Raw genomic sequence first — 24,885 nt, 5'->3', positions numbered from 1 at the left:
GGAGGAGGACGCCGGGTCGGTCACCCGGCTCGGTAGAGGAGCCCTCCTGTGCGGCGCCCTCGGACGCGGGTGACAACTGGATCCTTTCGCGAATGTGTCGTGGTGCCGGTGTCCGGCAACCACCATGCTACCGGCCCACGCGCGAAGCGTCGTGGGCCGGTGCCGGTGCGATACGCGTGTCGGCGCTCACCAACCGCCGGGCAGCGGGCGGCCTTCGGCGAACCCGGCGGCGGACTGCACGCCGAGTACGGCCTTCTCGTGGAATTCGGCGAGCGTTCGCGCGCCCGCGTAGGTGCACGCGCTGCGCACGCCCGAGCAGATGTGGTCGAGGAGGTCCTCGACGCCGGGGCGCTCGGGGTCCAACCGCATCCGGGAACTGGAGATGCCTTCTTCGAACAGCGCCTTACGCGCCCGGTCGAATTCGCTGTCGGAGGCGGTGCGGGCGGCGACGGCCCGCTTGGAGGCCATGCCGAAGCTCTCCTTGTAGGCGTTGCCGTCGCGATCGACGCGCAGGTCACCGGGGGACTCGTAGGTGCCTGCGAACCAGGAGCCGATCATCACGTTGGACGCCCCCGCGGCCAGCGCGAGCGCCACGTCGCGGGGATGGCGCACGCCGCCGTCGGCCCAGACGTGCACGCCGAGTTCCCGGGCGGCGGTGGAGCATTCGGCCACCGCGGAGAACTGCGGGCGGCCGACGCCGGTCATCATCCGGGTGGTGCACATGGCGCCGGGCCCGACACCGACCTTGACGATGTCCGCGCCCGCCTCCGCGAGATCCCGAGTGCCCTCGGCGGAGACGACGTTGCCCGCCGCCAGCGGGACGCCGAGCCCGAGATCGCGCACGGCGGAGAGCGTTTCGAGCATCTTGGCCTGGTGGCCGTGGGCGGTGTCGATGACGAGCAGGTCGGCGCCCGAATCCACGAGGGACTTGGCCTTCGCGGCCACATCGCCGTTGATGCCTACCGCGGCCGCGACGCGCAGCCTGCCCGCGGCGTCGACGGCGGGCTGGTAGATGCCAGCGCGCAGGGCGCCGGTGCGGGTCAGCACCCCGGCCAGGGTGCCGTCCTCGGCGGTGAGCACGGCGAAATCGGCGTGCTCGGCGTGCAGCAGGTCGAACAGGTCGCGCGGGGTGGTGCTCGCGGGGGCACGCACGAAATCGGTGGCCGCGACCTCACGGAGCCGGGCGAAGCGATCGACGTCGGCGCAGGCGGCCTCGGTCACCACGCCGACCGGCCGTCCGCCGTCGACCACCACGACCGCGCCGTGCGCACGCTTGTGCATCAGGGCGACCGCCTCGGAGACCGAGCGGTCGAGGTCGAGGGTGACGGGGGTGTCGGCGGTGAGCGAGCGGCTCTTGACGAACGCGATGGTGTCGGCGGCCGCGGTGATCGGCAGGTCCTGCGGAAGCACGACGATACCGCCGCGCCGGGCCACCGTCTCGGCCATTCTGCGCCCGGCGACCGCGGTCATGTTGGCCACGACGATCGGGATGGTGGTGCCCGACCCGTCGGACGTCGAGAGATCGACATCGAAGCGCGACGCGACGTCCGTCCGGTTCGGGACGAGGAAGATGTCGTCGTAGGTCAGGTCGTACGGCGGCTGATGGCCGGGGAGAAAGCGCACTCGACCGATGATATCCGCGCGCCGACCGCAGCGCGCCGTTCTCCCGGAGGTGCTGCCGCATTTCCCGGCGATCTCGGGCGAACGCTGGGGAGAGGAATCGGGCGGGGTAGGACGTGGCCGCTTCGTAGCGATGCCCTGGCTCGTGGGGCGGCACGTTTCCGGACCCCGGCCGGTGTCTTTCGTGTGGGCCGGCGCGGTTTCAAACGGTGGCTTCGGAGCGGGACAGCGCGATGGTGGTGGCCACCATGACCAGCACCGCGCCCGCGGTGACCAACAGTCCGGCGGTGTCCGCACGCAACCGCTCGTCGAGCACGGCGATGCCGATGAACGCGGCGGCCAGTGGCTCGGCGACCGAGACGGCGGGCAGCGAAGCGGTCAGCGGCCCGACTTGATAGGCGCGCTGCTGCAGATAGACGCCGGTGACGCCGGCCGCGATCAGCGCCCAGGTCTGCCAGCCGCCGAGCACGTCCGCGAGACCGTGTTCGAACAGACCGGTGACGTAGTCGGTGAGTGCGGCGGCCAGCCCGTAGAGCGAGCCGCTCGCGGCGCCGAGCAGCAGCGCGCGCCACGTGGGCCTGCGCGCGGCGATCCCAGCGGCGGTGGCGGCGGCGATCAGGCCGACCAGAAGACCCAGCGGCAGGACCCAGTGTCGCAGCGGCGCATTGATATTTCCCTCGGTCGGATCGCCGACGAGCACGAAGCAGGCCAGTGCGGCGGTCAGCGCGAGCGCGGTCGCCCACGTGCGCGGCGCCACGCGACGGTCGTTCAGCCGGGCCGACAGCGGCAGCGCGAACACCAGCGCGCTCACCAGGATCGGCTGCACCAGCAGGACCGCGCCCAAGGCGAGCGCGGCGACCTGCATGGCGTATCCGCCCGCGTCGCCGACGACGCCGCCCCACCAGCGGGGAGTGCGCAGCAGCGAGCGGATCAGGGACTCGCTCTCCGGCACCACGGACGCCGCGCTCTGCTGCGCGACGGCGGCCACCGCGAACAGCAGTGCGGCGAGCAGTGCGCAGAGAACGGCGGCGGCCGGATGAGTCGACACCCAACTAGTTTGCTGTGCGATTGCCTCTCGCGGGAGACTGCTGGGCTCGCACGGCGCGTCGCCGCGTCCGGCCCGCCGTGTCGCCGGACGCGGAAGCCGCGGTGCGGCCGGAGAACCCGCTTGTCGCGCCGGAATTGCGGGTGGCAGTGCCCTTGGCCGAGCCCGCGCCGCGCCCCACGGGGTTGCTCGCGGTCACCTTCGCGGTGCCTCGGCGGCGCGCGGGCGCGGTGACCGCTTCGCCGCCACGCCCCGTCCCGGCGGCCGACCGGCTCCCGGATTGCTTCGCCGCACCGGCGCCACGGCCGGCGGACGCCGTCTGCTCACCGCGCCTGCCCGGCTTGCGCCGAGCGGGTTTCGCGGAGGCCGCGGCAGGGGCGGCCACGGGTGCGGCCGCCGCCGCGATCGGAATACCGGATGGCTTGCGGGCGCCGGTGATCTCGATCAGCGTGCGGTCGCCGGGGCGGACCACGACCCCGTCGACGTCGACGCCCGCCTTGCGGGCCATCGTCTCGACGTCGCGGCGCTCTTCGTCCATCACCAGCGTGACGACCACGCCGTCCTCGCCCGCGCGGGCGGTGCGCCCGGCCCGGTGCAGGTAAGCCTTCGGCTCCGGCGGGGGATCGACGTGCACGACGAGGGAGATCCCGTCCACGTGGATGCCGCGCGCCGCGACGTCGGTGGTGACCAGTACCGGCACCGAACCGTCGGCGAACGCGGCGAGGGTGCGGGTGCGGTTGTTCTGCGCCTTGCCGCCGTGCAGCACGCCCGCCGGGATACCCGCGCCGCGCAGCTGCTTGGCGAGCCGGTCGGCGCCGTGCTTGGTGCGGACGAACATGATGGTCAGCCCGTCGCGTGCGGCGATCTCGGTGGCGACCGTCCGTTTGGCCACTTTGTCACCGACGAACAGCAGATGGTGTGACATCGTGCTGACCGCCGCCGACGGTGGCGCGGTGGAGTGCGTGACCGGGGCGCGCAGGTAGCGCTTGACCAGTTTGTCCACTTCGCCGTCCAGCGTGGCGGAGAACAGCAGGCGCTGGCCGTCGCGCGGCGTGCGGTCCAGCAGCTTGGTCACCTGCGGCAGGAAGCCCATGTCGGCCATGTGGTCGGCCTCGTCCAGGGCGGTGATCAGCACCTCGGACAGGTCGGCGGACCCTTGCGCGATGAGGTCGGCGAGTCGGCCCGGCGTGGCGATGAGCAGATCGACGCCGCGGGCGAGCCGGTCGGCTTGACGCTTGATCGGGGCACCGCCGACCACCGAGGCCACCCGCAGGCCGAGCGCGAGCGCCGGTTCGTCGAGCGCTCGCTCGATCTGCGCGGCCAGTTCGCGGGTCGGCACCAGCACGAGTCCGCGTGGGCGGCCCGGTTTGGCCGAAGCGCCCATCAAGCGGGCGAGCATCGGGAGGCCGAAGGCCAAGGTCTTTCCGGAACCGGTCGGCCCGCGGCCGAGTACGTCCTTGCCTGCCAGGACGTCCGGCGCCGTGGCGGCCTGGATCGGGAACGGCGTCTCGATGCCGTCGCGTCGCAGTGCCTGTATGAGCACGGCGGGCAGGCCCAGTTCCGCGAAGGTCGCGGTGGGCGCCGCGGCGACGGTGGTCGAGGGGGTCACGAGGTGGATGTGCCTTTCGTCGCACGGCGCGTGCCAGCGGAACGCGCTGTTCGGTGGGGTGAAGAGCGGTGCACGATGCGGTTCACCGCGCTGGGCGCGGGCTATGACGCGCGCCGGGTGGAGCGAGAGGGTGCGGCCGACCGGAGGCGGGCCGAGTTTCCAGGATACGTGCCGGGGAGTCAGCTGTGGAACAGGCGGCTCAGTTCCACGAGCCAGGGTACGGCCACGGCCTGGGTCGGCACCACCAGTATTGCGGCCGAGCCGAGGTAGGCGGCCGTGGCGATGCGGATGTCACCGATCCGCTCGCTGAGTCGCTGGATGCGGATGAGCGTGGTCGGGCCGCCCGCGGCGAGCGCGCCTTGCGGCGCGGTGGATTTCGCGCACGCGACGAGGGCGCGGGCCAGCGGCTTCGGGCCGGTGACCTTGACCGCCGAGTCGTCGGCGAGCAGTTCGATGAGCAGTTTGACCGAACCGAGCGCGGCCTTGCTGCGCACCACCCTCGGGAATGCCTCGTGCACCGCCGTGAACGCCTCCAGTACGAGATCGTGCCTGGCCCGCAGGTGCGAGCGTTCGTGGCTCACGATGGCGGTGACCTCGGCGTCGGCGAGATTGGTCAGGGTGCCCTCGCTGAGCACGACGCGCTGGCGCAGACCGGGCAGGCAGTACGCGATGGGCTCGGTCGCGGCCAGTACCCGGATGTCGGCCGCGCGCCGGTGCGGACCGCTCTGGTCGAGCAGATCCACGAGCATGCGGTGGCGCGCCCGCCGCCTGCGGGTATGCACGCCGACCCGGATGACCGCGTAGATCAGCCGGGCGCCGACCAGCAGGGTGAGCGCGAAGACGAACACGTAGGCCAGCCACAGCGGCAGGCCGAGCGCGTCGATCTCCCGGGTCGGCGCGGTGGTCGGGCGACCGTCGGGGCCGGGCACGAGCAGTTCGGCGGCGATGGCCAGCCCGGAGCCGAAGGCGCTGAGCACGGCGGCGAGCGCGATGGCCTGCCAGAGCACCAGCGCGGCGCGGGGCGTCCGGTATGTCCAGGTCGCCCGGCTGAGCAAGGCCGGGGCAGGCCCCGCGAGAAGCAATGCGAGTCCGGCGAAGACCGGCGCGGTTGCGTTCATCGACTCAGCTCACTGCGTTGTGGGGCCAGGGCGCCCGAGGAGTCTACTGCGGCGGCGGCGCCGAGTCCTCGTCCTCGGTAGCTTCGAGCTTAGCGAGTGCTTCGCGCAAGGCGGCAGCCTCGTCCTTGCCGACCTGCTCCACGAAGTGCACCAGCGCGGCGGCGCGGCTGCCCGCCGCGTCGGCCTGCTGCAGGGCGTCGACCATCAGACTGGCCACGAGTTCGTCCCGGGTGTGCACGGGCGCGTACCGGTGCGCGCGGTCGTCGCGCCGCTGCACCACGAGGTTCTTCTTCGCGAGGCGTTGCAGCACGGTCATCACCGTGGTGTACGCGAGCTCGCGGCGTGCGGCGAGCGCCTCGTGCACCTGCCGGACCGTTTGTGGTTCGTCGGCCGACCACAACTGGTCCATGACCGCTTTCTCGAGTTCACCAAGACCTGCCATCCCACAATTTTAGGTACTCAACGACGCCGATGCGTACTACAGGGTGTCGTAACCGTGAAATAGCTGGTGTGTCATTTCTCATAGGGCGCCGATTCGCCCCCCGTGTCGGCGGGTCCGCCGACCTTTCCGCGCACATGCCGCGCCCCGATCGGCACGATCATCGGGCGGCCCGACACCGGGTCCTCCAGCACCGTCGCGTCCAGATCGAACACCGCGCGCAGCAGCTCGACCGATATCACCTCGCCCGGTGCTCCCGCGGCGACGACGCGCCCGTCGCGCATGACGACCAACTGGTCGCTGTAGCGGATCGCGAGATTGAGATCGTGCAGCACCATGACGACGGTGCGCCCGAGATCGGCGTGCAACCGGTCCACCAGATCGAGCACCTCGATGGAGTGCGCCAGATCCAGATACGTGGTCGGCTCGTCGAGCAGCAGGATGTCGGTGCCCTGGGCCAGCGCCATCGAGATCCAGGCGCGCTGGCGCTGCCCGCCGGACAACTCGTCGAGCGCGCGGTCGGCGAGGTCGGCGATACCGGTTTGTTCCAGCGCGGTCGTCACCTCGGTTTCGTCCGTCCCCGACCACTGCCGGAACCAGGACTGGTGCGGGTGGCGTCCGCGGGCGACCAGATCGGCGACGGTGAGTCCCTCCGGCGCGACCGGCGACTGCGGCAGCATGCCGACGACGCGAGCCACATCCTTGGTCTTCATCGTCGAAATGGCTTTGCCGTCCAAGACGACTCGGCCTTCTCGGGGGCGCAGCAGACGGCCCAGCGAACGCAGCACGGTGGACTTTCCGCAACCGTTGGGTCCGATCACGGTCGTGACCACACCGGGGGTGATGGTCAGGCTCAGCCCGTCGACGATCACCCGGTCGCCGTACCCGAGAGTGACCTGCTCGGCGCCGAGCCGGTGCCCCGGAGCGCTCGCCCGCCTCGTGGCTTCTGGGGTGGTGATGTCTGCGATCGTCATGACAGCGTTGCCTTCCGGTTCATACGCACGAGCAGGTACAGCAGGAACGGTCCGCCGAATGCCGCGGTCACGACGCCGACGGGCAGCTCGACCGGAAACAGCGTGCGCGCGGCGACATCCGCGCCGACCACCAGGATGGCGCCCACGACGGCGGAGCCGACGAGCGGCTCGCCCGGGGTGCGCAGCAGGCGCCGTGCGATCTGCGGCGCGGCGAGGGCGACGAAGCCGACCGGCCCGACGGCGGCGGTCGCCACCGAGGCGGCCACCACGGCAGCCCCGATCAGGATGGCCTGCTGCGTCTGGATGCGCACTCCCAGTGCACGTGTGGTGTCGGAGCCGAGGCGCAACGCGGCGAGGGTGCGGGCGGAGGCGAGCGCGACGACGGCGGCGACGCCCGCGGCGATCGCGGCGGGCGCCAAGTGCGCCGAGTCGGCCGCGTTGAGCGATCCGTTCAGCCACAGCTGCGCGCGCTGGGCGTCCCCCAGGCTGGCGCGGGTGAGCAGCCAGCTGATCCCCGCAGTCAGCAGGGCGTTCATCCCGACGCCGATCAGCACCAGCCGCAGCCCGGTGGCGCCGTACCCGCCGGTGGCGGTGCGGCCCCAGGCGAGCAGGTAGATGGCGACGGCGGTGAGCAGACCGCCGGCGAGCGCGGCCAGCGGCGCACCAACCGAAGCGGCCAGTCCGGTGCTCGCGCCGCCGGTGCCGACCAGCACGGCGACAGCGCCCAGGCTCGCGCCGGAGGTGATGCCGAGCATGTCCGGCGCGGCCAGCGGATTGTGCAGGATGGACTGGGTGATCGCGCCCGCGAGCCCGAGCGCGAGGCCGACCACGAGCGCGGTGAGCGCGCGCGGCAGCCGCGATTCGAGCACGATGAACCGCTGTGCTCTGGTGCCGCCGCCGGTGAGCACGTCCAGCACGCGCCCGAGCGGCAGATGGGATTCGCCCACCGCGATCTCCAGGCAGAAGAGCCCGAGCGCCAGCGCGATCAGGACCGCGACGACCAGCACCATCCGCGGTCGCAGCACCGCCGACACCGGGCCGACGCGCAGGGCGGGACGCGCGCTCGTGGTTCGCGGCGAGACCGTCACAGATTCACCAACTTTCGCCGACGCACGAACGCGAGGAAGAACGGCACGCCGACCACGGCCAGCATCACCCCGACCTCCAGCTCGCCCGGCCGGGCCACCAGACGGCCCGCCACGTCGGCGCTCAGCAGCAGCAACGCGCCGAACAGCCCGGAATAGGGGATCAGCCAGCGATTGTCCGGCCCGGTGACCGCGCGTGCCAGATGCGGGACGACCAGGCCGAGGAAGGCGATCGGACCGACCGCCGCCGTCGCGGCGCCCGTGAGCAGCACGACCGACGCGAGGCCGAGCGCACGGCTGCGGCCGACGTGCACGCCGAGTCCGCGCGCGACGTCGTCGCCCAAGCCCAGGACGTTCAGTCCCGGCGCCGCCAGCACCGCCAGCAGCATGCCCGCCGCCAGGAACGGCAGCACCTGCCAGAACACCGCGGCGTCGCGGCCCGCGACCGTGCCGATCACCCAGAACCGGTAGGTGTCCAGCGCGGAGGCGTCGAACAGCACGACGGCGTTCGTCATCGCCTGCAGGAACGCGGTGACCGCGGCGCCCCCGAGTACCAGGCTCAGCGGGCTCGCCTTGCCGCCGCCCACCGACGAGGTCGCGAACACCACCACGCCGGCGATCAGCGCTCCGGCGAAGGCGAACCAGATGTATTGCTCCGGTGCGCTGAAGGCGAACAGATACGTGCTCAGCGCGGCGAGAAACGCCGCGCCCGCGTTGAGTCCGAGTAATCCGGCGTCGGCGAGCGGATTGCGGGTGTAGCCCTGGATGAGCGCGCCCGCGATACCCAGGGCCGAGCCACAGACCAGCGCCAGCGCGGTGCGGGGTAGACGCAGGCCGCGCACGATCTGCTCCTCGGTGGAACCGGCTGCGCAGGCGAAGGGCCCGCCGGGGCAGGTGAGTGCGTGGTGCACGGCGTCGTACACGGTCCCCGGCGCGAGCGAACGGGCGCCGACCGCGACGCCGGCGAGCACGGCGAGCAGTAGCAGAACGGTCGAGACGAGAAGTCCGGAAAGACGTCGCCGCCTCACGGTGGCAAGGGGGGTCACGGCGACGAGCTGCTCCTGAAATCAGCGATACGGTTGCTAGGTCTGGTAAGCCTAACCTATCTTTCGCTACAGACGGGCATGGCCGAGTGTCCGCCGCGCCGCGCGACGGAGCCGATCCCCGAGGAGGTTCGATGACCGAGCTCATCACCACGCCACATCGCTCGACGACGGCGTTCGGACGCGCCGGTGCCCGGCTTCGCGCGCTGCAACCGGAGCATCCGCGGGTCTACGCCGTGGCCGCGATCGCGGAACAGGGGAAACGGCGCTGGTGGCAGCTGGCGGACGGCGTGCGTGAAGGGCGCGTCGACCTCATGTACCGGCGGCACGCGGCGGAGATGATCAGCGCCGACATCGCGGCGGAAGTGGTGGCGACGGCCCTGATCCACGCGATCGCCGGGCGAGTGGTCGCATTGCTCGTCGCGGAGGGCCGGGCGTGGGATCCTGGGCTGGAGAACCTCTGGATCCATACCGACAACGATGGCGGAATCGACTGGGCGGGCTTGTCGGACACCACTATTCGCGTGATCGACGGTGACCCGCTGGCGGGCGCCCCCGGTGTGGTCACGCTGCCGTGCGCGGAAGCGATGTACGTCTGGCTCGCGCATCGCTGCGCGTCCGCGCTGACCGTCGTCCAGCAGAACATGACCCGCTGCTCCGGTTTGAGTGCCCGGCGGTTCTGGTCTCTCGTCGGTGAATCGGTAGCGGGCGCTTCGACTTACGTTCCCGATCTCGCGCGGACCGATTCCCTCACCGGTGCCCGGCGTGGGCAGGGACTGCTGGCGGCGATGGCCGAGCGCGGGCTCCCCGTGCGGCGAACCGGGTCTTGCTTGGTTAGGTAAGCCTGACCTATACTCGAACGCGGCGTATGGATCGCGTGCGAGTCCCGAGGGCTGCGGTGACCCCCGATCCCTTGCCGCGGCGGGCTCCACTTCCGGTGGGGCCCGCCGCTCTGTCTTCCTGTGAACTACGTCGCCCGCTCTGGCGTGCCGCCCCCTCCCGGATCTAGTCTGACGCCGACACGAACGTAGAACCCGCTGCACAGCAAGGGTATTCGTCGTCCGGTCGTCCTCGGTGGGTCACCGCCGCGCCGTGGATTCGGCCCGGTGCCGTGTCGCGATCATCGGTGCGCAGCGTCGCGCGCCGGCTCCGAGCCGTCGATGATGCCCGCTTGCCCTCTCGCCGGGTTCACGGTGGCTCTCCGGAAGTTCGAGGGGTTGTCAGCTTGCCCACCAATACACCATCCCGTCCCATCGCAGCGGTGCTGTCCGCCGTCGCGGTACTCGTGATTCCCGCCTGCGGCTCCGGCGAGCAGCTGTCGAGCGAATCCTCCCCGCACGCCGCGCCGCACTGGGATTACGACGCCGAGGGCCCCGACCACTGGGCCGACCTGGACCGGGACTTCGTCACCTGCAAGAGCGGCCATCAGCAGTCACCCGTCGACCTGCCCGGCCACGCCCGGCTCGAGCCGCACGAGCACACCACCGTCGACTACCACTCGACGTCCGCGGTGACGCTGCGCAACACCGGCCACACCGTGCAGGCGAATCTCCCCGCGGGCAACGGAAATCGCATCGTGGTCGACGGCGTGCCGTTCGAGCTCACGCAATTCCATTTCCACCTGCCGAGCGAGCACACCGTGGACGGGGTGGGCACCGCGATGGAAGCGCACTTCGTGCACAAGAGCGCGACGGGCGGGGTGGCCGTACTCGGTGTGCTGCTGCGCGCGGCGCCGGGACCGTCGGCCTTCGCGCCGATCCTCTCGGTCGCGCCGCGGGCGGCGGACGCCGACACCGTCGTGCCGGGCCCGATCGACCTGCGTTCCATGCTGCCTGCCGCCACCGACCAATACCGCTATCAGGGTTCGCTCACCACGCCGCCGTGCAGCGAGGGCGTCCCGTGGACGGTGCTCGGCAGTCCGGTCACGGTGACTCCGGACGACGTCGACCGATACCGGACGCTGTTCGCGCACAGCAACCGGCCGACCCAGCCGCTGAACGGCCGGACGGTCACGCTGGCGGGCGGGTGAGGCCGCACTGGTAGCCGACCTCGGGTGTGGGGCACGGAGGCCGGCACCTGTGCGGACCCGACGTGAGGCCGCGACGGCGGGGAGCGGACGCTGTGCGACAGTGAATACATGACACAGCAGGAAACCTCGCAGGTCGGCTCGCTGGCGGATGTCACGCCCGAGCAGATGAACGCCTACAGCGAAGGCACCTTCGCCGACCTGATCGGCCTGCGCTACACCGAGCTGAGTCCCGACCGCGTGTGCGGCGAGTGGGTCGTCAAGCCGCATCTCTACCAGCCCGCGGGCATTCAGAACGGCGGCGTGTACTGCACCGTCATCGAGACGCTCGCCAGCATCGCGGGCGGCGTCTGGCTCGGCGACCAGGGCACGGTGGTCGGCGTGAACAACAACACCGATTTCCTGCGCGCGGTCCGCGAGGGCACGCTGTTCGGCGAAGCGACGCCGGTGCATCGCGGCAGGCTCCAGCAGCTGTGGCAGGTCGTCATCACCGACGAGCAGGGGCGCACCGTGGCCCGCGGTCAGGTGCGATTGCAGAATCTGCCGCACCGTTCCTGAGCGCTCCTCCGGCGAGGGCGGAACGGGCGTGCCAGAATGGCCGTCACCCGCCCCTGCGAACCGGTGAGGAGCCCGGATGCGACTGTCACCGCACGAGCAGGAGCGCCTGCTGCTCAGCTACGCCGCGGAGCTGGCCCGGCGCAGGCAGGCGCGCGGGCTCAAGCTGAACCATCCCGAGGCGGTGGCGCTGATCACCGACCACGTGCTGGAAGGCGCGCGCGACGGCCGCACCGTCGCCGAACTGATGTCCTCGGGGCGGACGGTTCTCACCCGCGACGACGTGATGGAAGGTGTGCCGGAGATGATCCCCGACGTCCAGGTCGAGGCGACCTTCCCGGACGGCACGAAGCTCGTCACCGTGCACCACCCGATCGGCTAGGCGGCCGTATGCGATACCCGAGCGGCCTCGAGCCGGACCGAGGCCCGGCGTGATCCCCGGCGAGTATTTCTGCGCCGAGGGCGTCATCGAACTGAACGCCGGTGCGCGGCGCCTCGAACTGGACGTGATCAATACCGGTGACCGGCCGGTGCAGGTCGGCAGCCATGTGCACTTCCCGCAGGCGAACGCGGCGCTGGAGTTCGACCGGGCGGCCGCGCACGGCCATCGTCTCGATATCCCGGCCGGGACCGCGGTGCGCTTCGAACCCGGTCTCGGGCAACGCGTATGGCTCGTGCCGCTGGGCGGCGCCCGTGAAGTCCACGGCATCAGCCCGACCCCGCCGGGCCGTCTGGATGACTAGCGCGTGTGCCCCGAGTGCGCGGGCTCAGGAGGTAGGACGCGATGAGTGAGCTGAGCCGGGCGCGGTACGCCGAACTGTTCGGGCCGACGACGGGCGACCGGATCAGATTGGCCGACACCGATCTGCTGATCGAGATCACCGAGGACCGCAGCGGGGGACCGGGGCGCGCGGGCGACGAGGCCGTGTTCGGCGGCGGCAAGGTACTGCGCGAATCCATGGGCCAGTCCCGCGCGACGCGCGCCGAGGGCGCTCCCGACACGGTGATCACGGGTGTGGTGATCATCGATCATTGGGGAATCATCAAGGCCGACGTCGGTATTCGCGACGGGCGGATCAGCGCGATCGGCAAGGCGGGCAACCCCGACACCATGACCGGCGTGCACCCGGACCTGGTCGTCGGCCCGTCCACCGAGATCATCGCGGGCAACGGCCGCATCCTGACGGCGGGCGCGATCGACTGTCACGTGCACTTCATCTGCCCGCAGCTGATGGAGGAGGCGCTCGGCGGTGGGATCACCACCCTCATCGGCGGGGGCACCGGTCCGGCGGAGGGCAGCAAGGCGACCACCGTGACGCCGGGCGCGTGGCATCTCGCGCGCATGCTCGAGGCCACCGACGCCTGGCCGCTGAACATCGTGCTGCTCGGCAAGGGCAACACCGTGAGCGCCGAGGCCATGTGGGAGCAATTGCGCGGCGGGGCATCGGGATTCAAGCTGCATGAGGACTGGGGCTCCACGCCCGCCGCGATCGATGCCTGCCTCAGGGTGGCCGACGCCGCGGGGGTGCAGGTGGCGCTGCACTCGGACACCTTGAACGAGGCGGGTTTCGTCGAGGACACCCTGGCGGCGATCGCCGGGCGCGGCATCCACGCCTACCACACCGAGGGCGCGGGCGGCGGGCACGCGCCCGACATCATCACCGTCGCCGCCCACCCCAACGTGCTGCCCAGCTCGACCAACCCGACGCGTCCGCACACCGTCAACACCCTCGACGAGCACTTGGACATGCTGATGGTCTGCCACCACCTGAGCGCGTCGATCCCGGAGGATCTGGCCTTCGCCGAGAGCCGCATCCGCCCGTCCACCATCGCGGCGGAGGATCTGCTGCACGATCTCGGCGCCATCTCGATGATCGGCAGCGACTCGCAGGCCATGGGCCGCATCGGCGAGGTCGTGCTGCGCACCTGGCAGACCGCGCACGTCATGAAACGCCGCCGCGGCGCCCTGCCGGGCGACGGCGCGGCCGACAACGCCCGGGTGCGGCGCTACGTCGCGAAATACACCATCTGCCCGGCCGTCGCGCACGGCCTGGACCACGAGATCGGCTCGGTCGAAGTCGGCAAGCTCGCCGACCTCGTGCTCTGGGAGCCCGCGTTCTTCGGCGTCCGCCCACACGCCGTGCTCAAGGGCGGCGCGATCGCCTGGGCCGCGATGGGCGACGCCAACGCCTCCATCCCGACCCCGCAGCCGGTGTTGCCGCGCCCCATGTTCGGCGCCGCCCCGGCGACCGCCGCCGCCACCTCGCTGCATTTCGTCTCCGAGCAGGCGATCGAGGACGGCCTCGCCGACCGGTTGCGGGTCCAGCGCGAGCTGGTGCCGGTCCGCAACGTGCGCGGCGTGACCAAGACGGACCTGCCGCACAACGACGCCATGCCGCGAATCGAGGTCGAGCCCGACACCTTCACCGTTCGCATCGACGGCGAGGTCTGGCGCGAAGAACCCGCCACGGAGTTGCCCATGGCGCAGCGGTATTTCCTGTTCTGATCGTCCTCGACGGACGATCGCCCCGCACATGGCCGCGGCGAAATGTATGGGTCTCGGTGGTGTTCCACTTGTGCGGCAGCTAGCGGGGGAGGAGCGTATAGTCCGGTAGCCTGCTGGGCCTCGAGGAAGGGAGGGAAGCATGTTTCGACCAGGTGAGCGGGGGGTGGCGCGCCGAGTTCTGCTGGGCGTTGTGGGCGGAGGGACGTTCCTGGCGGCGATGTTCGCGACCTCCGCGGCCGCACCGTTGCCGTCCGGTAGCGGGCCGGCCGGAGCGCCGGATGGCTCAACCGTCACGTTGAACGACTATTGCCAGGATCCCGGCGCGGTCGGCCACCTCGCCGACGGGCGGACCGTCTACTGCACACAGGTGCAGGGCACCGACGCGTTCGTATGGTCCTACAGCCGAGACCCGATCCCGCGCGACCCCAACACGCGCGGCTACACCTGCGACAGCGATGCCTGCCACTGGCCCGACGGCACCGCCGTCCCGAACTACCAGCGCTGCGGGATGCTGTGCGGCGAGCCTCCCACCAGTGGCGACAGGCAGAGCGGCCTCTACGACTGTGTCCAAGCGGGAACCGAGTTCGAGGAGTGCGAACGCCGGATCAGATGAGTCGGCCGGAAGATCACGGGAGCCGGTGCTCGTCGACCGAGGTGCTCAGGCCGGTGCCGTTGAGGTCCAGGTACAGCAGGCGCTCGGTGACCGACAGGGTGACGGTGTTGCGCCGTTCGACGGCGGCGACGGCGGCATCGATGAAGTCGCGGTCGAAGCTGTAGAGCGGTATGGCCTCGGCGCGATGGATGCGTTTGCCGGTAAGTTGCGACAGCACCTTGACCGGATCGCGATGGGTGTAGACGGCGACGCGTTCGGCCAGTTTGCTGCCCCGGTGCAGCCGCTCCGCGTCCGGTGCGCCGACTTCGATCCACGCGATGACGCGCCCGGTGAGGTCGCGGACCAGCACCGCGGGCTCGTCGGTCGAGGAGACCCCGCCGTCACTGAACGCGATGCCCTCCTCGTACTCGAGGCAGTAGGCCAGCACGCGCGTCAGCATGAACTCCGCGGATTCCGACGGGTGACGCGCCACCCGCAACTCCAACTCCTGATAGACGCCGCGATCGACGTCGGCCAAGTGGACGGCGAAGTTGTGCAGTGTCGCGCTGAGTGCCATAGGTGCAGCAGCTTAACCCGAGGTGCGCCGGGTGCCGCGCCTTGCCCGTTGCCGGACCGCCAGGTAGGACGGAAAACGTCTCGGACCCGAAGTCGGCGGCTCGGCGAATGTCGTCGGCGGCTTCTAGGATTCGGCGGTGACAGTTACCCGTGACGACTTGGCCGGTTACGCCGAGCGAGACTTGGACGCCGACCTGGCGCGATGGTTCGCCGATCGGCCGCCGGTCACCGTGCCGGAACAGACCCGGCCAGTGGCACCCTTCCTCGAACGGTTGGCGCCCTCGAACGCGGCGGCGCTCGCGGCTTTCGATCGACGGGTGCGATCCGGGCGGATGCCGCAGTTCCTGGACATCCATTCTTGGTCCTACGGTTTCGACTTCGCCGGAAACGACTGCGCGATCCGGGATTCCGACTACGAGACCGAGCTCACCGACGACGACGTGTACTCGATCGGCGCGGACGGCGGCGGCAACCTGTACGTGGTGCTCACCAACGGGCAGATCGCGATCTGGTTCCACGAGGAGGAAGTCGTCGAAGGAGAGACCCGTTTCGACGACCTCGATGTCTTCCTCTGGTCGGTCGTGCGGTACCACGCGGTGCGCGCGGGGGCGCTGGAACGGGCCGCGGTCGAGGCGGATTTCCTGTCCCTGGGCCAGGACGGCGCGCTCGAGCCGAACCTCGGCTTGCTGCGCTTCATGAAGTAGCCGCCGACCACGCGATATCCGCCTGGTCACGGCCCGTCATCTCGCCCGGCAACTTCGTTGTCGGAGTAGACATCCCCGGCGGGTCCGGCGTGGGGCAGGGAGCGAATTGCGGTCGCCACCCACCCCAGGACCCGTTGCTCAGTCTTCGCCCGCTCGTCGCTGAAACGGCCTGCGGGCCCGGAATATGTCGCGAACCCAGGGTGCCCGGCGGTGGTGGGGGCGACTGCGGTCGGCCCAGAGCGGATTGGATTCGTCCCGGCGGTAGGCCGCGAGCTGACCCGCGATGGCGAAGTGCAGGCGGGAGGCTTTGCCGACCACCTCACCATCGGTGGCCAGCGCCTCCGGAGTGGGCAGCTGCACGAAGAGTTCGGGCAACTGACGCTCGCCGTATACCTTGCTGTGGCCGATCGCCGAAAGTAGCAGCGCCAGCACGGCGCGGGTGCGCGACCACCGCAGATCGGCGCGCAGCCAGCGCACGTCGAGCAGCCCCGCGTCGAGCCGGCCGCGGAAAGCGGGCACGGCGCCGTGCGGGTGATAGGGACCGTTGCCGACGAACAGGAACCACACCCGCTGCCAGCGCCCGTCCAGGCAGATCTCGATCGGCTCGGCCCGGCGCAGGGTGACCACGAGCGCGGCGGCGAAGGCAGGCCACTTACCCCAGCGCGGCTGCCACTTCTCGCGCAGTTGCACCAGGTCAGGATAGGCGCCGAGGCTGGCCGTGTTGATCAGATGCCTGGTGCGCGTACCGGTTTCGTCCTCGCATTCGACGCTCGCGATGTCGACCGCGACCGCCTCGCCGACGCCGGTGGCGTCGATCACCTCGCGCAGGTCGTAGACGCCGAGGTCGCGGGCGAAGTGGTTGAGCGTGCCGGTGGGGATGACGACCAAGGGCAACTCGTGGCGCAACGCGACCGCGGCCACGGCGGCCACGGTGCCGTCACCGCCGGCGACGCCGACCGCCAGCACCGGTTCACCGTGCTCGGCGATGGCCTGTTCGAGTTGTTCGGCACAGTCCAGATCGGGTCGGGTGCGCAGCACGGTGGCGGCGGGCAGCGCTGCCGCGACGTCATCGGTGGGATCGTAATTCGGATCGCCCGAAATCGGATTCACCATGACCACAAGGCCTTTGCCCTCCACCAGGGTGGGTACCTCGCGGACCGGGCGGGCTTGCGCCTCGTCGGATTCACGCACCGGCCACCAGCGCCTTGTGGCCAGTGCGACACCGGAACCGACGGCCGCGCCGACGAGCACATCCGAACCCCAGTGCACGCCGGTGTGCACCCGCGAGTACGCGACGGTGGCGGCCAGCGGGGCGACGACCAGTGCGGTCCGCGGACTTTCCAGGGCCACGGCGGTGGCGAACGCCGCGGCGCAGGCGCTGTGTCCCGAAGGGAACGAGGAGGACGTGGGGGCGGGAGTGAGTCGCCGGTGCACCGGAAGGAGCTCGGCGGCCGGCCTGCGCCGTGCGATGAGCGACTTGAGGCCGACGTTGACGACGAGACTGGCTCCGGCGAGGGAGACGACACCGCGCAGCGCGGCTCGCCGGGGTGCGCCCTGGCGGGTGGCGAGCAGCGTCGCGATGAACAGCCACAGCCCGCTGAAATCGGCGCTGTTGGTGATCCGCAGCAGCCCTCGGTCGACCGTCGAAGCAGGCAGTTCGGCGACCGCGCCGCCGATCGCTCGATCGATTCGTCCGATACCTTGGAACTTCCGGCGCACCCAGCTACTCACCCGGTCGACACTACCGATCACCGCGCAGACCTCGCCGAACACGGTGCCGCGCAGCATTCGTCGGCAAGTGGCCTCCGGGACCGGGCAGAGATGGTGATCATGCCGAACACATGCCCGGAAAATCGCGGATGTAACGGCGTGCGTGCGATACCGACTTCCAGTTGTCGGGAATTCGAAAGGGAGGCGAATGAAGACGATCATCGGTGCGGTGGTGACGGCGATCGCGGTGAGCGTGGCTGTCGCGGGTTGTCAGGGCGAATCGGGTGCGCCGGCCACCGGAACGAGCGAACCCGGCCGGTCCACCGTCGAGGCCACTCGGACGACGCCCGCGCGCGGCGGTGCCACCACTACCGAGGCCCCGCCCTCGAAACTCCCTGCTGCCAGCGGAAATGGGCGATGCGTCGATCCCGGGTCGAGTGTGGTCGCCCGCGCGATGACCTCGCTCGGGCCGGCGCCGGGCGGCACGCCGTACGTCGTCGACAGTGCCACCGACGCGTCCGCGGGAGCTTGCCCCGAACTGCTGTGGGTACTGGCCGCGACACCCGGCGGAACGGCGAGTTCCCCTTGGCACGTGCTGTTCTTCGATCACGACGGCTATCTCGGCACCGCGACGGCGAAAGCGACGTCCTACACGACGGTGGTCGGTTCGGGCGACCGCGATGTGCGAGTGCAGTACCGGTGGCTGGAGGGTCGCGACGCGAACTGCTGTCCCTCCGGCGGTCCGGTCGTGATCACCTTCACTCTCGCCGGCGACGACCGCACGGTGACACCCAGTCCGGCGATCCCGGATCAGGTCGGGTGATCCCGGCGGCTGTCCGGTCGAGAAAGGCGTTCTGCGGCAAGCCTGTGCAGAGCAGCGAGTGCGGACATCGTATTGCCGGTCATCGAGCCTGAAGGCGGCGAGATCGGCTCAACGCGGGCCCGCAACGGAATTCGTGGATACACCTGGATTCTTCTCCGCCGCAGTGCCACCGGTTGGCAGGCCGGCGGACATCGGCGGCACGATCACCGGGCGCAGAGAAGGGTGTGCCCGAAGGCGTCGCCGACCGGATCTGCACTGAGCCCGTGTGCGTGGCTATTCTCGTGACGGCGGCCGGTCTCCGAACCAGCACTGGCGCGTACCCGACCGACGATGGAGAATCCGATGCTCACAGCAGGCCGCCGGCGGGGCTGTCTGTTGCCGTTGACCGTCGGGATCCTTGTCGTCCTGGGATTCGCCGCGTCCCTGGCCATTCAGGCTCGAGTCGAACGAGCCCATCCACCCGCCGCCGCCCCGGCCGACCTCTGCGCGGCGATCGGACCCGCTCTGTTCGAGCAATTGGTGCCCGACGGCGTTCCCTCTCCCGGGGGCAGCTACTCCTCCGGACCGGACGCCGCATGCTCTTACCGGACCGCGGATAGCCGTCCTTCCGGCTCCGACGCGTACGGCCTCCTGGACGTGCGCGTGCTGCGTTACGGCCAGGTGGGGTGGGACTCCGGCGCCGAGCGAGCCGGGGCCGCTCTGGCCACCTCCTGTCGAGGCACCGCGGCGGCCGGGCAGTTGCACAGCGATGGTGCCCTCGGGGACGAGGCGTGCAGCGCCTACAGCGCCGAGGGCGAGCGCGGTACGGCGTACGGTTCGGCTGTGGTCCGCCGCGGCGCCGACCTGTTCTGGGTCGACTATTACACCCACCCCGGTACCGCTGAGCAGGTACGGCAGGGTGTCACGGCGGTGTCGCTGGCGTGCCTGGCGGGTGTCTCCTGACGAGCGCCGGCCGAGGCCGCCCGCGCATGTTCGGGCACCGACCGTGCCAACTGAACTTGCGCCTGCTGTCCTGGTATCCCACTGGCCGATAACGGCATTCGGTAGCACGGCGCGCTCGGTGTGACCGCGCGAAGGCGCCGGTGGATTCGACATGAGGGTCGCCGAGTTCGATCCGGGCAAGCGCGTGCGGTCTTTCTGCTGAGTCCGAAGTCGCTGATCGAAACCGGGAAAGGCGCGCCGGAGCCCTACGACGTCAAGATCGACAACTGGAACTGACGGTCCGCGAGACGACTCGTGGCCGCTGAGGGTGCGTACACGGTCGCCCCGCGCGAACCCCGCTCAGGCGCCCACGTAGGCCGCGAGATGTTCGCCGGTCAGGGTGGAGCGGGCGGCGACGAGGTCGGCGGGAGTGCCCTCGAAGACGACCCGGCCGCCGTCGTGTCCGGCACCGGGGCCGAGGTCGACGATCCAGTCGGCATGCGCCATGACCGCCTGATGATGTTCGATGACGATGACCGACTTGCCGGAGTCGACGAGCCGGTCGAGCAGGCTCAGCAGCTGCTCGACATCGGCGAGGTGCAGGCCGGTGGTCGGCTCGTCGAGGATGTAGACGCCGCCCTTGTCGGCCATGTGGGTGGCCAGCTTCAGCCGCTGCCGCTCGCCGCCGGACAGCGTGGTGAGCGGCTGGCCGAGGCTGAGGTAGCCCAGCCCGACGTCGGCGAGCCTGGCGAGGATGGCGTGCGCGGCCGGCGTGCGCGCCGCACCGTCGCCGAAGAACTCCTGGGCCTCGAGCACCGACATCGCGAGCACCTCGCTGATGTCCCGGCCGCCGAGGTGATATTCCAGCACCGACGCCTGGTACCGCTTGCCCTCGCACTCCTCACAGGGAATGGCGACACCGGCCATCATCGCCAGGTCGGTGTAGACGACGCCCGCGCCGTTGCAGGTGGGGCAGGCTCCCTCGGAGTTGGCGCTGAACAGCGCCGGCTTCACGCCGTTGGCCTTCGCGAACGCCTTGCGGATCGGGTCGAGCAGTCCGGTGTAGGTCGCCGGGTTGCTGCGCCGCGAGCCACGGATGGGCGCCTGGTCCACCGACACCACGCCCTCGCCCGCGGGAATGGACCCGTGCAGCAGCGAGCTCTTGCCGGACCCGGCCACACCGGTGACCGCGACCAGCACTCCCAGCGGGATGTCGACATCGACGTCACGCAGGTTGTTCGCCTTCGCGCCGCGGATCTCCAGCGCGCCCGTGGGTTCGCGCACTGTCTCCTTGAGGGACGCCCGGTCGTCGAAATGGCGGCCGGTGACCGTTCCGCTGGCCCGCAGCCCTTCGATGCTGCCCTCGAAGCAGACGGTGCCGCCCGCCGCACCGGCACCGGGGCCGAGGTCGACGACGTGATCGGCGATAGCGATCGCCTCCGGCTTGTGCTCCACGACGAGCACCGTGTTGCCCTTGTCGCGCAGCCGCAGCAGTAGATCGTTCATCCGCTGGATGTCGTGGGGGTGCAGGCCGATGGTCGGCTCGTCGAAGACGTAGGTGACGTCGGTGAGCGAGGATCCGAGGTGGCGAATCATCTTGGTGCGCTGGGCCTCACCGCCCGACAGCGTGCCCGAGGGCCGGTCCAGCGAGAGGTAGCCCAGCCCGATCTCCACGAACGAGTCGAGGGTGTGCCGCAGCGCGCCCAGCAGCGGCGCCACCGACGGCTCGTCCAGGCCGCCGACCCATTCGGCCAGGTCGCTGATCTGCATCGCGCAAGCGTCGGCGATGCTGATCCCCTTGATCTTCGATGATCGAGCCGCCTCGCTCAGCCGGGTGCCGTCGCACTCGGGGCAGGTGGTGAAGGTGACCGCCCGGTCCACGAAGGCGCGGATGTGCGGCTGCATCGCCTCCCGGTCCTTGGCCAGGAACGTTTTCTGGATCTTGGGGATCAGCCCCTCATAGGTGAGGTTGACGCCCTCGACCTTCACCTTGGTCGGCTCTTTGTACAGGAAGTCCTGCATCTCCTTCTTGGTGTACTTGCGGATCGGCTTGTTCGGGTCGACGAAGCCCGACTCCGCGTAGACCCGCACCGTCCAGAAGCTGTCGGACTTCCAGCCGGGAATGGTGAACGCGCCCTCGGTGAGCGACTTGGAATCGTCGTAGAGCTGCGTGAGGTCGATATCGGACACCGAGCCCCTGCCTTCGCACCGTGGGCACATGCCGCCGGTGATGCTGAAGCTGCGGCGCTCCTTCACGGTCTTCCCGGCGCGCTCGGTCGTGACCGCGCCCGCTCCGCTGATCGAGGCGACGTTGAAGGAGTACGCCTGCGGCGAGCCGATGTGCGGCTTCCCGAGCCGGCTGAAGAGGATGCGCAGCATGGCGTTGGCATCGGTGGCGGTGCCGACCGTGGAGCGCGGGTCCGAACCCATGCGTTGCTGGTCGACGATGATCGCGGTGGTCAGCCCTTCGAGCACGTCGACATCGGGCCGGGCCAGCGTCGGCATGAAGCCCTGGACGAAGGCGCTGTAGGTCTCGTTGATCAGCCGCTGCGACTCCGCGGCGATGGTGCTGAACACCAGGGAGCTCTTGCCCGAGCCGGAGACGCCGGTGAACACCGTCAGCCGCCGCTTCGGGATCTCGATGCTGACATCCTTCAAGTTGTTCTCGCGCGCGCCGTGCACGCGGATCAGATCGTGGCTGTCGGCAGCGTGCGGCGCGGGCGACCGCGTGTCCGTCGTCGTGGCCGTGCTCATCGTGTCTCCCTTTGTCGGGCGGGGCCGTCTGCGCGGCCCGGGGTCGGCGTCGCCTGGCTCGATTCAACCAGGTGGACCGATCCGTCTGAGTGTTTGTCGATGCGCCCGGTCCGAGACGTCGGACCAGCGGCGGGTCGCGGCCGTCTCCGGGGCGGACCGGTCCTGAGGCGGCTGTCGTGGGTGGCGGCTCCGAAGCCGACGCACCGCCCACCGAGTCGCAGGCACGCGGACGTGTTCGTCACGGATGACGTGCTGCTCGGTGCGACGGTGGCCATCGCGCGGGGCACGGCCGCGCGCCGGGCGGCTCAGCGCAGTTGCTGGATGCGGATCAGGTTGCCCGCGGGATCGCGGACGGCGCAGTCGCGGACCCCGTACGGCTGCTCGGTCGGCTCCTGGACGATCTCCGCGTCCCCGGCCACCAGCCGCTCGAAAGCGCTGTCGAGATCTTTGGTAGCCAGAAGGATGCCGCCATAGGTGCCCTTGGCCATCATCTCGGTGATGGTGCGGCGCTCGTCATCGGTGATGCCCGGGTCGGCGCCCGGAGGGTGCAGAACGATGGACGTGCCCGGCTGGTCGACGGGGCCGACCGTGAGCCAGCGCATCCCTTCGTATCCGACGTCGTTGCGCACCTCGAAGCCGAGAAGGTCACGGTAGAAGGCGAGGGCCGCGTCCGGATCGTCGTGCGGCAGGAAGCTCGCGTGAATGGTGATGTCCATGGCAGTCAGGCTAATTGCGGCTCGGTAACCGGCGCTTCTCGATTCCTGATCGGTCTGGTCACCTGTTTCGCGACACACGAGGGAATCCCCGCCGTCGTGCGCGCGGCGTCGCGCCGGTAGACGCTGGGCGGCACGCCGACCAGCTCGGTGAAGCGCGTGCTGAAGGTGCCCAGCGACGAACAGCCGACCGCGAAACAGACCTCGGTGACGCTGAGGTCGCCCCGGCGCAGCAGCGACATCGCGCGTTCGATGCGCCGCGTCATCAGATAGGCGTACGGCGACTCGCCGTAGGCGAGCCGGAACTGGCGGCTGAGGTGCCCGGCCGACATGTGCGCGTCGCGCGCGAGCGCCTCCACGTCCAGCGGCTGCGCGTACTCCCGGTCGATGCGGTCGCGGACGCGGCGCAGCCGCGCGAGATCGTGCAGGTGCTGCGTCGCGGCGGGTCTGCTGGTCACTCACCAGATCGTGCCACATCACGGTGACAAGCGACCGCATGGAGCCGCTGGGGCGGCAGGCTACCCCCGCCGCTACCAGAAGGTCGCCGAGAGCTCGTACTCGGCGAGCGCGGCCCGCACCAGCTCGGTGAGCCGCTCGGCGTCCAGGAGGGTCGGCGGGTGGAAACCCATGACGCGTAGCGTGATCTTTTCCCCGGTTTCGACCAGCGCGACGTACAGATTGCCGCCGCGTTCGGTCACGACGGTCCGCGAGTTCAAGCTCTGATTGACCAGGCCGAGCATCATCGCCGAGGCCGGGCGGCCGTCGATGCGGAGGATCTCGGAGTCGAGCTTGCCGAGGCTGGAACACACCGTCGAGATGGCGTCGGTGGCGGCTTGCCGCGCCAGCACCGCGTAGCGGCCGCGCGGCAGCGCCACCGCGACCGGGACCAGCGGTGGGACATCCGGTCCGCCGGCCGTGGCCGCGCTGAGCTGTTCTTTCATCACCGCGCGCAGCGGGGCGAGGTCGGCCGGTTCGCCGTCGCGCATATCCACCTCGAAGGCGATGGAGGTCAGCGCGTTCGTACGAAGATCGTCGGCGGTGCGGGTGCTGACCGGCATCATCATGCGAACCCGGCCCTCGTCGTCGGTGCGGCCGATCGTGGTGGCGACGGACGCCATCATCGCCACCGCCAAGGTGGTGCCGGTGCCGCCCCGGCCGCGTGCCGCCGCATGCCAGAGCTGCGCCGGGACCGTCGCGGTGACCGTCGGCAGGCGGAAGTCCCGCGCGTCTTCGTCGGTAGGCCCGGTCTTGCCGCCCCGCCCGGTCACGGCCAACCGCAACGCCAGAACGGCAGCCGACGGCAACGACCGGGCTCGCCGCGCGGCATCGCGAAGATCACCGGCCAGCAGACGCATCCGACCGAATTCGTCGCTACGGTACGCCAGCTCGAGCCGCTTGTCCGCGACCGCGTCCATGACCGCCGCGCAGAACGCCTGGCCGTCCGCGAGGGTGTGCGAAACAAGCAGTGACACCGCGCTTCCCCCGTTGTCGAGGTGGGTCGCCGCCAGCCGCCACGCGGGTCCGCCGAAGGTGCGCAACTCGGCATGCCCCTGCTCGGCGATCCAGGCTTCCAGATCGCCCGCGGGGATGGGCGCTTGCGCGACCTCGAGCGGGCTGAACTCGGTGCGGGTGGTCCACCGGTCCCCGGCGGCCGGGATCATCGCGGGCGCGACCGCTCTGCCCAGCCTGCCGTGCCGCAGTGCCTCGTGGAAACGCTCCAGCGCCGCCGTGTCGACCGGACGGTCGTAACGCCAGACCGCCTGTATCGCCAGGGTTCCCCCTAGCGCGGAGTGCCCCCGCGCACTCACGCAATCGATATCGGTCAGGCGGTAGGTCACGCGAATCTCCCCTCGAGTTCTGCACACCGGAGCAGGTCCGCACCGGCGTCGTCGCCGCCACAACTCGGCGCTACGACGATGAGGATCGTTCGAATGTCCGGTTTCGAGTTGTTCGGCCAAACAAGAGCATTAGGCCTGGCAACGTCGTGGTCAACCCTACTGGCGGGTTCGGTGGGTGCGCCCGCGACGGGGCGCCGGAAGTAGGCGAAAAGCTACTCATCGGTTCGCTGTCCT

Annotated in this window: 24 protein-coding genes; 10 read left to right on the top strand and 14 right to left on the bottom strand. The window is 70.4% G+C overall.

From position 1 onward, the window contains the following. Nucleotides 1–186: 186 nt before the first annotated feature. The 8 genes from NG1_RS02270 to NG1_RS02235 form a co-directional block, all read right to left on the bottom strand. Complete coding sequence (locus NG1_RS02270; protein ID WP_062967468.1) at nucleotides 187–1,623, bottom strand: GuaB1 family IMP dehydrogenase-related protein; 1,437 nt, start codon at nucleotides 1,621–1,623, stop codon at nucleotides 187–189. Between the two features lie 199 nt (nucleotides 1,624–1,822). Next, on the bottom strand, nucleotides 1,823–2,668 hold the full coding sequence (locus NG1_RS02265; RefSeq protein ID WP_062967466.1) for a DMT family transporter: 846 nt from the start codon (nucleotides 2,666–2,668) through the stop codon (nucleotides 1,823–1,825). 4 nt (nucleotides 2,669–2,672) lie between these two features. Beyond that, nucleotides 2,673–4,274 (bottom strand): DEAD/DEAH box helicase, encoded by a 1,602-nt coding sequence (locus tag NG1_RS02260; protein WP_062967464.1) that lies wholly within the window; start codon nucleotides 4,272–4,274, stop codon nucleotides 2,673–2,675. A 179-nt stretch (nucleotides 4,275–4,453) separates the two neighbouring features. After that, nucleotides 4,454–5,392: a M56 family metallopeptidase gene (locus NG1_RS02255; protein ID WP_040866504.1), complete on the bottom strand. Its 939-nt coding sequence runs from the start codon at nucleotides 5,390–5,392 to the stop codon at nucleotides 4,454–4,456. Nucleotides 5,393–5,435: 43 nt separating this feature from the next. Next, the gene (locus NG1_RS02250) at nucleotides 5,436–5,834 is read right to left on the bottom strand and encodes a BlaI/MecI/CopY family transcriptional regulator (protein WP_040866505.1); all 399 of its coding nucleotides are present in this window, start codon (nucleotides 5,832–5,834) and stop codon (nucleotides 5,436–5,438) included. Nucleotides 5,835–5,905: 71 nt separating this feature from the next. Next, nucleotides 5,906–6,805, bottom strand: a complete 900-nt coding sequence (locus tag NG1_RS02245) for an ABC transporter ATP-binding protein (RefSeq protein ID WP_062967462.1) — start codon at nucleotides 6,803–6,805, stop codon at nucleotides 5,906–5,908. Continuing rightward, entirely contained in the window at nucleotides 6,802–7,893 is a 1,092-nt protein-coding gene (locus tag NG1_RS02240) for a FecCD family ABC transporter permease (RefSeq protein ID WP_062967460.1), read from the bottom strand. The genes NG1_RS02245 and NG1_RS02240 overlap by 4 nt, the downstream gene beginning before the upstream one ends. Further along, nucleotides 7,890–8,936: a FecCD family ABC transporter permease gene (locus tag NG1_RS02235; protein ID WP_062967458.1), complete on the bottom strand. Its 1,047-nt coding sequence runs from the start codon at nucleotides 8,934–8,936 to the stop codon at nucleotides 7,890–7,892. Before NG1_RS02235 ends, NG1_RS02240 begins: the two co-directional genes overlap by 4 nt. Before the next feature lie 131 nt (nucleotides 8,937–9,067). Between NG1_RS02235 and NG1_RS02230 the strand changes: the two genes are divergently transcribed. The 7 genes from NG1_RS02230 (at nucleotide 9,068) to NG1_RS02200 (ending at nucleotide 14,633) form a co-directional block, all read left to right on the top strand. Beyond that, nucleotides 9,068–9,775 (top strand): hypothetical protein, encoded by a 708-nt coding sequence (locus NG1_RS02230; RefSeq protein WP_062967456.1) that lies wholly within the window; start codon nucleotides 9,068–9,070, stop codon nucleotides 9,773–9,775. Between the two features lie 419 nt (nucleotides 9,776–10,194). After that, on the top strand, nucleotides 10,195–10,962 hold the full coding sequence (locus tag NG1_RS02225) for a carbonic anhydrase (protein WP_062967454.1): 768 nt from the start codon (nucleotides 10,195–10,197) through the stop codon (nucleotides 10,960–10,962). Between the two features lie 165 nt (nucleotides 10,963–11,127). Continuing rightward, complete coding sequence (locus NG1_RS02220; RefSeq protein WP_245548945.1) at nucleotides 11,128–11,517, top strand: PaaI family thioesterase; 390 nt, start codon at nucleotides 11,128–11,130, stop codon at nucleotides 11,515–11,517. A gap of 76 nt (nucleotides 11,518–11,593) precedes the next feature. Then, nucleotides 11,594–11,896: an urease subunit gamma gene (locus NG1_RS02215; RefSeq protein WP_062967452.1), complete on the top strand. Its 303-nt coding sequence runs from the start codon at nucleotides 11,594–11,596 to the stop codon at nucleotides 11,894–11,896. A gap of 49 nt (nucleotides 11,897–11,945) precedes the next feature. After that, complete coding sequence (locus NG1_RS02210; protein WP_040866550.1) at nucleotides 11,946–12,257, top strand: urease subunit beta; 312 nt, start codon at nucleotides 11,946–11,948, stop codon at nucleotides 12,255–12,257. A gap of 41 nt (nucleotides 12,258–12,298) precedes the next feature. Continuing rightward, nucleotides 12,299–14,020 carry an urease subunit alpha gene (locus NG1_RS02205; protein ID WP_062967450.1) on the top strand — a complete coding sequence of 574 codons (1,722 nt, stop codon included), beginning with the start codon at nucleotides 12,299–12,301 and terminating at the stop codon, nucleotides 14,018–14,020. Between the two features lie 139 nt (nucleotides 14,021–14,159). After that, nucleotides 14,160–14,633, top strand: a complete 474-nt coding sequence (locus NG1_RS02200; RefSeq protein WP_157113815.1) for a hypothetical protein — start codon at nucleotides 14,160–14,162, stop codon at nucleotides 14,631–14,633. Nucleotides 14,634–14,646: 13 nt separating this feature from the next. On the opposite strand, the gene NG1_RS02195 is transcribed toward NG1_RS02200, so the two are convergent. Continuing rightward, on the bottom strand, nucleotides 14,647–15,189 hold the full coding sequence (locus tag NG1_RS02195; RefSeq protein WP_062967445.1) for a YaeQ family protein: 543 nt from the start codon (nucleotides 15,187–15,189) through the stop codon (nucleotides 14,647–14,649). 136 nt (nucleotides 15,190–15,325) lie between these two features. Between NG1_RS02195 and NG1_RS02190 the strand changes: the two genes are divergently transcribed. Beyond that, nucleotides 15,326–15,892: a hypothetical protein gene (locus tag NG1_RS02190; RefSeq protein ID WP_062967443.1), complete on the top strand. Its 567-nt coding sequence runs from the start codon at nucleotides 15,326–15,328 to the stop codon at nucleotides 15,890–15,892. A gap of 138 nt (nucleotides 15,893–16,030) precedes the next feature. Here NG1_RS02190 and NG1_RS02185 read toward each other — a convergent pair whose 3' ends face one another. Beyond that, the gene (locus NG1_RS02185) at nucleotides 16,031–17,623 is read right to left on the bottom strand and encodes a bifunctional phosphatase PAP2/diacylglycerol kinase family protein (RefSeq protein WP_245659758.1); all 1,593 of its coding nucleotides are present in this window, start codon (nucleotides 17,621–17,623) and stop codon (nucleotides 16,031–16,033) included. A 187-nt stretch (nucleotides 17,624–17,810) separates the two neighbouring features. Between NG1_RS02185 and NG1_RS37790 the strand changes: the two genes are divergently transcribed. Beyond that, entirely contained in the window at nucleotides 17,811–18,425 is a 615-nt protein-coding gene (locus NG1_RS37790) for an LppP/LprE family lipoprotein (protein ID WP_062967441.1), read from the top strand. 342 nt (nucleotides 18,426–18,767) lie between these two features. Then, nucleotides 18,768–19,367, top strand: a complete 600-nt coding sequence (locus tag NG1_RS02175) for a hypothetical protein (protein WP_157113814.1) — start codon at nucleotides 18,768–18,770, stop codon at nucleotides 19,365–19,367. 339 nt (nucleotides 19,368–19,706) lie between these two features. Here the strand turns inward: NG1_RS02175 and NG1_RS02170 are convergent, their stop codons facing one another. The 4 genes from NG1_RS02170 to NG1_RS02155 form a co-directional block, all read right to left on the bottom strand. Next, nucleotides 19,707–22,100, bottom strand: coding sequence for an ATP-binding cassette domain-containing protein (locus NG1_RS02170; protein WP_062967436.1), 2,394 nt, complete (start codon nucleotides 22,098–22,100; stop codon nucleotides 19,707–19,709). A 305-nt stretch (nucleotides 22,101–22,405) separates the two neighbouring features. Beyond that, a complete protein-coding gene (locus tag NG1_RS02165; RefSeq protein WP_062967434.1) occupies nucleotides 22,406–22,816 on the bottom strand; it encodes a VOC family protein in 411 nt (136 codons plus the stop codon). 5 nt (nucleotides 22,817–22,821) lie between these two features. Further along, the gene (locus NG1_RS02160) at nucleotides 22,822–23,271 is read right to left on the bottom strand and encodes a helix-turn-helix transcriptional regulator (protein ID WP_062967432.1); all 450 of its coding nucleotides are present in this window, start codon (nucleotides 23,269–23,271) and stop codon (nucleotides 22,822–22,824) included. Between the two features lie 72 nt (nucleotides 23,272–23,343). Further along, nucleotides 23,344–24,651, bottom strand: a complete 1,308-nt coding sequence (locus NG1_RS02155) for a hypothetical protein (RefSeq protein WP_062967430.1) — start codon at nucleotides 24,649–24,651, stop codon at nucleotides 23,344–23,346. Between the last annotated feature and the right edge of the window lie 234 nt (nucleotides 24,652–24,885).

Source organism: Nocardia gamkensis NBRC 108242 (genome assembly GCF_001612985.1).
In the GTDB taxonomy this organism is placed as follows: domain Bacteria; phylum Actinomycetota; class Actinomycetes; order Mycobacteriales; family Mycobacteriaceae; genus Nocardia; species Nocardia gamkensis.
Note: the sequence above shows the minus strand (reverse complement) of the source record. Positions and strands in the feature narration are given on the sequence as shown.

Coding starts and splice junctions, on each gene's coding strand:
- NG1_RS02205 (WP_062967450.1), top strand. CDS start 12,299: ATGAGTGAGCTGAGCCGGGCGCGGTACGCCGAACTGTTCGGGCCGACG.
- NG1_RS02170 (WP_062967436.1), bottom strand. CDS start 22,100: ATGAGCACGGCCACGACGACGGACACGCGGTCGCCCGCGCCGCACGCT.
- NG1_RS37790 (WP_062967441.1), top strand. CDS start 17,811: ATGAAGACGATCATCGGTGCGGTGGTGACGGCGATCGCGGTGAGCGTG.
- NG1_RS02230 (WP_062967456.1), top strand. CDS start 9,068: ATGACCGAGCTCATCACCACGCCACATCGCTCGACGACGGCGTTCGGA.
- NG1_RS02200 (WP_157113815.1), top strand. CDS start 14,160: ATGTTTCGACCAGGTGAGCGGGGGGTGGCGCGCCGAGTTCTGCTGGGC.
- NG1_RS02165 (WP_062967434.1), bottom strand. CDS start 22,816: ATGGACATCACCATTCACGCGAGCTTCCTGCCGCACGACGATCCGGAC.
- NG1_RS02245 (WP_062967462.1), bottom strand. CDS start 6,805: ATGACGATCGCAGACATCACCACCCCAGAAGCCACGAGGCGGGCGAGC.
- NG1_RS02175 (WP_157113814.1), top strand. CDS start 18,768: ATGCTCACAGCAGGCCGCCGGCGGGGCTGTCTGTTGCCGTTGACCGTC.
- NG1_RS02255 (WP_040866504.1), bottom strand. CDS start 5,392: ATGAACGCAACCGCGCCGGTCTTCGCCGGACTCGCATTGCTTCTCGCG.
- NG1_RS02195 (WP_062967445.1), bottom strand. CDS start 15,189: ATGGCACTCAGCGCGACACTGCACAACTTCGCCGTCCACTTGGCCGAC.
- NG1_RS02250 (WP_040866505.1), bottom strand. CDS start 5,834: ATGGCAGGTCTTGGTGAACTCGAGAAAGCGGTCATGGACCAGTTGTGG.
- NG1_RS02220 (WP_245548945.1), top strand. CDS start 11,128: ATGAACGCCTACAGCGAAGGCACCTTCGCCGACCTGATCGGCCTGCGC.
- NG1_RS02215 (WP_062967452.1), top strand. CDS start 11,594: ATGCGACTGTCACCGCACGAGCAGGAGCGCCTGCTGCTCAGCTACGCC.